The 5,167-nt window shown below is 70.1% G+C and carries 5 protein-coding genes; 3 read left to right on the forward strand and 2 right to left on the reverse strand.

What is annotated here, in order from left to right:
- Nucleotides 1-957 (forward strand): DUF1214 domain-containing protein (locus WA805_RS30240; RefSeq protein WP_425244028.1); only part of this gene is annotated, 957 nt, incomplete at its 5' end.
- 39 nt (nt 958-996) lie between these two features.
- On the forward strand, nt 997-1,668 hold the full coding sequence (locus tag WA805_RS30245) for a hypothetical protein (RefSeq protein ID WP_422279175.1): 672 nt from the start codon (nt 997-999) through the stop codon (nt 1,666-1,668).
- On the opposite strand, the gene WA805_RS30250 is transcribed toward WA805_RS30245, so the two are convergent.
- Together WA805_RS30250 and WA805_RS30255 are read right to left on the reverse strand one after the other, a co-directional pair.
- A complete protein-coding gene (locus WA805_RS30250; RefSeq protein ID WP_425244029.1) occupies nt 1,665-2,834 on the reverse strand; it encodes an aminoglycoside phosphotransferase family protein in 1,170 nt (389 codons plus the stop codon). The genes WA805_RS30245 and WA805_RS30250 overlap by 4 nt on opposite strands.
- Nucleotides 2,835-2,905: 71 nt before the next feature.
- The gene (locus WA805_RS30255; protein WP_425244030.1) at nt 2,906-4,354 is read right to left on the reverse strand and encodes an amidohydrolase family protein; all 1,449 of its coding nucleotides are present in this window, start codon (nt 4,352-4,354) and stop codon (nt 2,906-2,908) included.
- Nucleotides 4,355-4,567: 213 nt separating this feature from the next.
- Here WA805_RS30255 and WA805_RS30260 point away from each other — a divergent pair.
- Nucleotides 4,568-5,167 (forward strand): IclR family transcriptional regulator domain-containing protein (locus tag WA805_RS30260; RefSeq protein ID WP_425244031.1); only part of this gene is annotated, 600 nt, incomplete at its 3' end.

A 5,167-nucleotide genomic window follows, 5' to 3' on the forward strand; every position in this document is an offset into this window, starting at 1 on the left:
TACCTGGCGGCCCGCTCGGACACCTGGCTCGTGCTGCTGGCGCTGCGTGCCCTGCCGCTTGGCGGTGACTTGGACGCGGCGGTCAAGCTGCTCACCTCCGTACGGGTCTACCCGCTCAAGGGCGGCGACCCAGGCGAGTACACGTTCACCGACGCCACCGACAGGGAGGTCGACACCACGCCACTGGCCGTGGAAGACAACCTCGGCTTCTGGCGAATCCTGCACGAGGTGATCGACGCCGAGCCGCCAGTCGAGGAAATGCGTACCATGCTCGGCACCTTGGCGGAACTCGGCATCGAGGCCGGACAGCCGTTCCGGCCATCGGCCGATACCGCCCGGCTGCTGGCCCTCGCCGCCGCCCAGGGCCGCGACGAGATGCTCGTCTCGGCGTTCGCGTCCCGCCGCGCCGACCGCATGGTCTGGCCAGGCCGAGCCTGGGAATGGGTCGGGCTGCGCCCGGAGAACGGCAGTTTCGAACGTCCGGGATCACTCGACGTGGAGGCGCGAGACCGCTGGTTCGCCCAGGCCATCGTCGCGTCCCCTGCCATGTTCCGCCGCGCCGTCGGGCAGGGCTCGCTGTACTGGCTCGCCTGCCGCGACGCCGCCGGCGCCTACCTCGACGGCGGACGCGACTACAAGCTCACCGTCCCGCTGCCGGTGCCCGCGAGCCTGTTCTGGTCCGTCACCTGCTACGACGCCAAGACCCGCTCCGAGGTCACCACCGGCCAGGGAAAAGCCGCGCTCCGGTCACTGTTCGAGGACATCGCGCCGGACGGCGCCGATTCCGTGGACCTGTACTTCGGCCCCTCTGAGCCCACCGAACCGGACGGAGCCGCCAACCGCTGGATCCAGACCGTCCCAGGTCGGGGCTGGTTCTGCTACTTCCGCATCTACGGACCCGAGGCGCCCGCATTCGACGGCAGCTGGCAGCCCGGTGACTTCACGGCGCGGACCTGAGCACTGTTCGGCGGCGGCCAACAGCGCCAGACTGGCCTGGTGGATGTCACGCGCGCCAGCCAAGCGACCGCGGCACAGGTGTGGGCGGACCTGGACGAGCCGTGGCGGGAGGCGTTCCGGCAGGGGTGGGCGGCGCTGCGGGCCGGGAACATCCCCGTTGGCGCCGTCGCGTCCAGCCAAGACGGAACGATCGTCCACGCTGCCCGCAACCGCGTGCACGACAAGGACGGCCCGGCCGGCGAGATCTTCGGCTCGGCACTCGCCCACGCGGAGATGAACGTGCTGGCCCGGCTGCCGTTCCGCAGTCAGCGGAACCTGGTTCTCTCGACCACCCTCCAGCCGTGCCTGCAGTGCGCGGCCGCCATCAGGCTCGGCCCGATCGCCACGGTCCGGTTCGCCGGGGCGGACCGCTACTGGGACGGCTGCCACGACTTCGCCATGCTGTCGCCGCGCGAGGCGCAGCGCGCGCAGCCGGCCAGAGAGGGACCGCGCAGCGACGAGCTCGGCGTTTTCGGCGCCCTGATGTCCAGGATGGGCGTCAGGCGGCCCCGTTACGAGGAAGCGCTGCGCGAACTGGGCGAGGGACCCAGCGTCGATCTAGCCCGCCGGCTGGCGGAAGACGGCAAGCTCGAGCGCCTTGCCGCGATGGAGGTCAACGAGGCACTCGGCTACCTCTGGCCCCGGCTCACCGAACTGTGCTCAGCGCGCTAATCGCTCGACGGCCACTCACGGGGCACCCGCGCCAGCGGCTCGCCAGGGCGCGCCAGCGCCGGATAGGACGGTGCGACCGCCGACGGCCAGCGATCGCGCAGGACCGTGCGCAAGGCCGAAGCGAGCGAGCGCAGCCGTGGTAGCTCGTCCACCCGTGCCGCCGCGTCGACGAAGCTGCCCAGCCAGGTCAGCACTCGCGGCCTGATGGTGGTCGTCCCCCAGTCCCTGTCCTTCTCCAGCGCCCGGCCGATCCCTGCCCCGCGGGCCACCACCCACCCCGCCAGGACGGCGGTCAGCGCCACCTCCCACGAATCATCAAGCTCAACGCCAGCGCCGCTCATCTCGTCGCGGTACGCCTGGAGCGCCGGGCCGGCCGCCGGGGCGGGCAGCGAGGCGAAGCACCAGCAACTCGGGAACGGTGCCAGCAGGTAGGAGGCGTCCAGCGCGAGCGGCCCCCACCCCGCGGTCTCGAAGTCGAAGATCCGGCAGCTGCCGCCGGCGATGTGCGTGTTGTCCGGGCACGGGTCGCCGTGCACGAGCCCGGTGTAGCCAGAGCCGTGCATCAGCCCGTCTAGTGAGCCGATCTCGGCGTCGGCGCCCTCGACCGAGAGCCCGAGCCGCACAGCCACCTCCAGCAGCGGCTGCTTGCCCTCCGCGACGCGGTCCCGGCCACTCCGGCCCGGCCGGCACCGACGGCGCACCCGCACCGAGCTGAACGAGGCGGCCCTGCCCATGCTCCACGCGTGCATCGTGGCCAGTGCCCGCGCATACGCGGCCAGGTCCGCTTCGGCGCGGTCGCGGTCGCGGGCCAGCAGCGCATGGGCGAGTGACGAACCAGGTCCTAGGTCCTCCATGAGCAGGAGATCCGCGGAAGCGCCGATGAGCCGCGGCGCGACAGCGGTCTCCTCCGCGTTCAGGAACTCCAGCGTGGCCAGTTCCGCGGCGAAGCCGCGCACGCGGCCGCCGAAGTTCTCCGACCTGCGCCGCTTCAGCACCACGCTGCCGTCAGCATCCGCCAGGCGCAACCGCACGATGTGGCTGCGCCCCCAGATCGTCTCGGCGGAACGCACTGCCACCGCCTTCCCCCACGCTTCGGCGAGCAGCGATTCTGCGACGCTGGTTTCCGCCGCCGACAGCACAGGGGATTCAGCGGGAGAGTCGGTCACAAAAGCATTATCCAGAACGGCGCCGGGCCAGCGAACCCCGCTGGCCCGGCGCAGTGTTTCACCGGAATCGGCTACTCGGACTCTTTCCAGGCCGAGACGTCTTCCCGGTAGGTGTACGGGTTGGCCAGCGTCTCGTGCTCGGGGATCTCGGGGTGCATGCCCTTGTCCCACTCCTCCGGGCCGTGCTCGGCCTTGAGGTACTCGATCGTGGACTCGATGGCCGATTTGGCGTGATCCAGGTCCACGCCGACGAGCTTGTGGTCGTACTTCACGACCTTGCCGTTCACCAGCACGGTGTGCACGTCGCCGCGCCCCGCCTGGAACACCACGTGGCCGTACGGGTGCAGCACGGGGAAGCTGACCGGGGAGTTGTCGTTCTTGATCAGCACCAGGTCGGCTTTCTTGCCCGCCTCGACGCTGCCCACCACCGAGTCGAGGCCGAGCGCCTTCGCCCCGCCGCGAGTCGCGTAGTCGACGACGTCCTCGGCCCGCAGGATGTGGTTGGTGACGCCAGCGCCGCTGGCGTGCGCCTCGAAGTGCTCCATCGCGCGGTCCGCGTTGAGCGTGGCCCGCATCGCGCTGAAGAGGTCACCGCTCCACCAGACGCTGGTGTCCATCGACAGCGAGACAGGAATGCCGTACCTGCGCAGCTTCCAGGTGGGCGAGTAACCCTGGCCGGCGTTGCACTCGCTCTCGGTGGAGATCGAGGCGAACCCGCCGGTGGCGGCGATCTTGTGGTAGCTGTCCGCGGACAGCGTGGCCGCGTGCACGTAGATCGTGCCGGGGACCATGTACCCGCCGTCGTACATCTGATTGATGCCGACGTCGCTGGTGACGTTGAAGACGCCGGCGTGGGTGGTCACCGCGACGCCGAGGTCGCGGGCCACGTCGAAGGCGGCCTTCTCGGGGAAGCCCTCGACGCCGGGCAGGTCGAAGGCGATCTGGAAGCCGAGCATGTCGCCCTTGCCCTGGATCCGGCGGTTATAGAAGTCGCGGAACTCCGGCGTGGTGGCCCACTCCCAGGCGCCCTGGTGGATGTTGCCGTAGGCGAGCACGAACCGGCCGGGCACCGCTTCCAGGGCGTCCACCGCGGCGTCCGCGTACTCGGTCGTCTGCAGCCCGTGCGACCAGTCCACGCTGGTGGTCACGCCGGCGTCGATCGCCTCGATGGCCGACAGCAGGTTGCCCGCGTAGTAGTCCTCAGGACGGAACTTCTTGCCCCAGGTCAGGTAGTAGTAGACGAAGTACTGGGTGAGCGTCCAGTCGGCCCCGTATCCGCGCATGGCCGTCTGCCACATGTGCCGGTGGGTGTCGATCATGCCGGGCATGACGATCCCGCCGGTCGCGTCGATCTCCGCGGTGCCCTCGGGCACCGCGAGGTTCGGGCCGACCGCGGCGATGCGCTCGCCGTCGGTCAGCACATCCGCGCCGGTGAGGACTGTGCGCGAGTCGTCCATGGTGAGCACGGTCGCGTTCCGGAACACCACCGGCTGACCCGGCTGCGGTCCCGCTGTGGTCATGAGGAAACCTCCGCTGTGAGGTGGGTGTGCGGACGAACGTCCGACAGTCGGTCGCCAGAAGCCTGATCGGAACACTGTCCCTTAACGGTCATTGTGTCAAGAGTGCTGAACTGCCGTGCCAGGGACGCGAAGAGCGCCGGTCTGTCCGCCATGCGGACATAAGCGCTACAGTGCGGGGGACGTGCGAAACAGGCACCAGCGCCGGGAGGCGACGTGGCTCGTCGGGACAGCAGTCCAGACTTCATTGAGGCGATCGCCCGCGGCCTCGACGTGATCCGCGTCTTCGGTCGAGGACGGCCGATGATGTCGCTGGCCGCGGTGGCGACGGCCAGCAGCCTGCCCCGTCCGACGGCCCGCAGGATCCTGAAGACCCTCGAGGAACTCGGCTACGTCAGGCAGGTGGAGGGCGGTTACGAGCTGACGCCGCGGGTACTCGATCTTGGGATGTCTTATGTGCTGTCCCGCGGCCTGTGGGAGGTAGCCAGGCCGCACATGGAGGCGCTAGTCGCGCGTACCAGGGAGTCGTCGTCGATCGCTCAGCTCGACGGCTCTGACATCGTCTACGTTGCACGCGTCGCGGTGCCGAAGATCGTGACGCTCGCGGTGACGATCGGAACCAGGTTCCCCGCAATGCAGACCTCGCTCGGCAAGGTGCTGCTCGCCGCCCTGCCGTCCGCCGAGGTGGACCGGGTGCTCGCCGAGCCGAGCCGGTCGGGCATCGTGCCGCGCTGGCAGCCGGACGCCAGTGAGCGCGCCGCCGCGCTGCGCGAAGTGCGGGCGCGCGGCTGGGCGCTCACCGACGAGCAGCTGGCG

Source organism: Trebonia sp. (assembly GCF_049794275.1).
Classification (GTDB): Bacteria; Actinomycetota; Actinomycetes; order Streptosporangiales; family Streptosporangiaceae; genus Trebonia.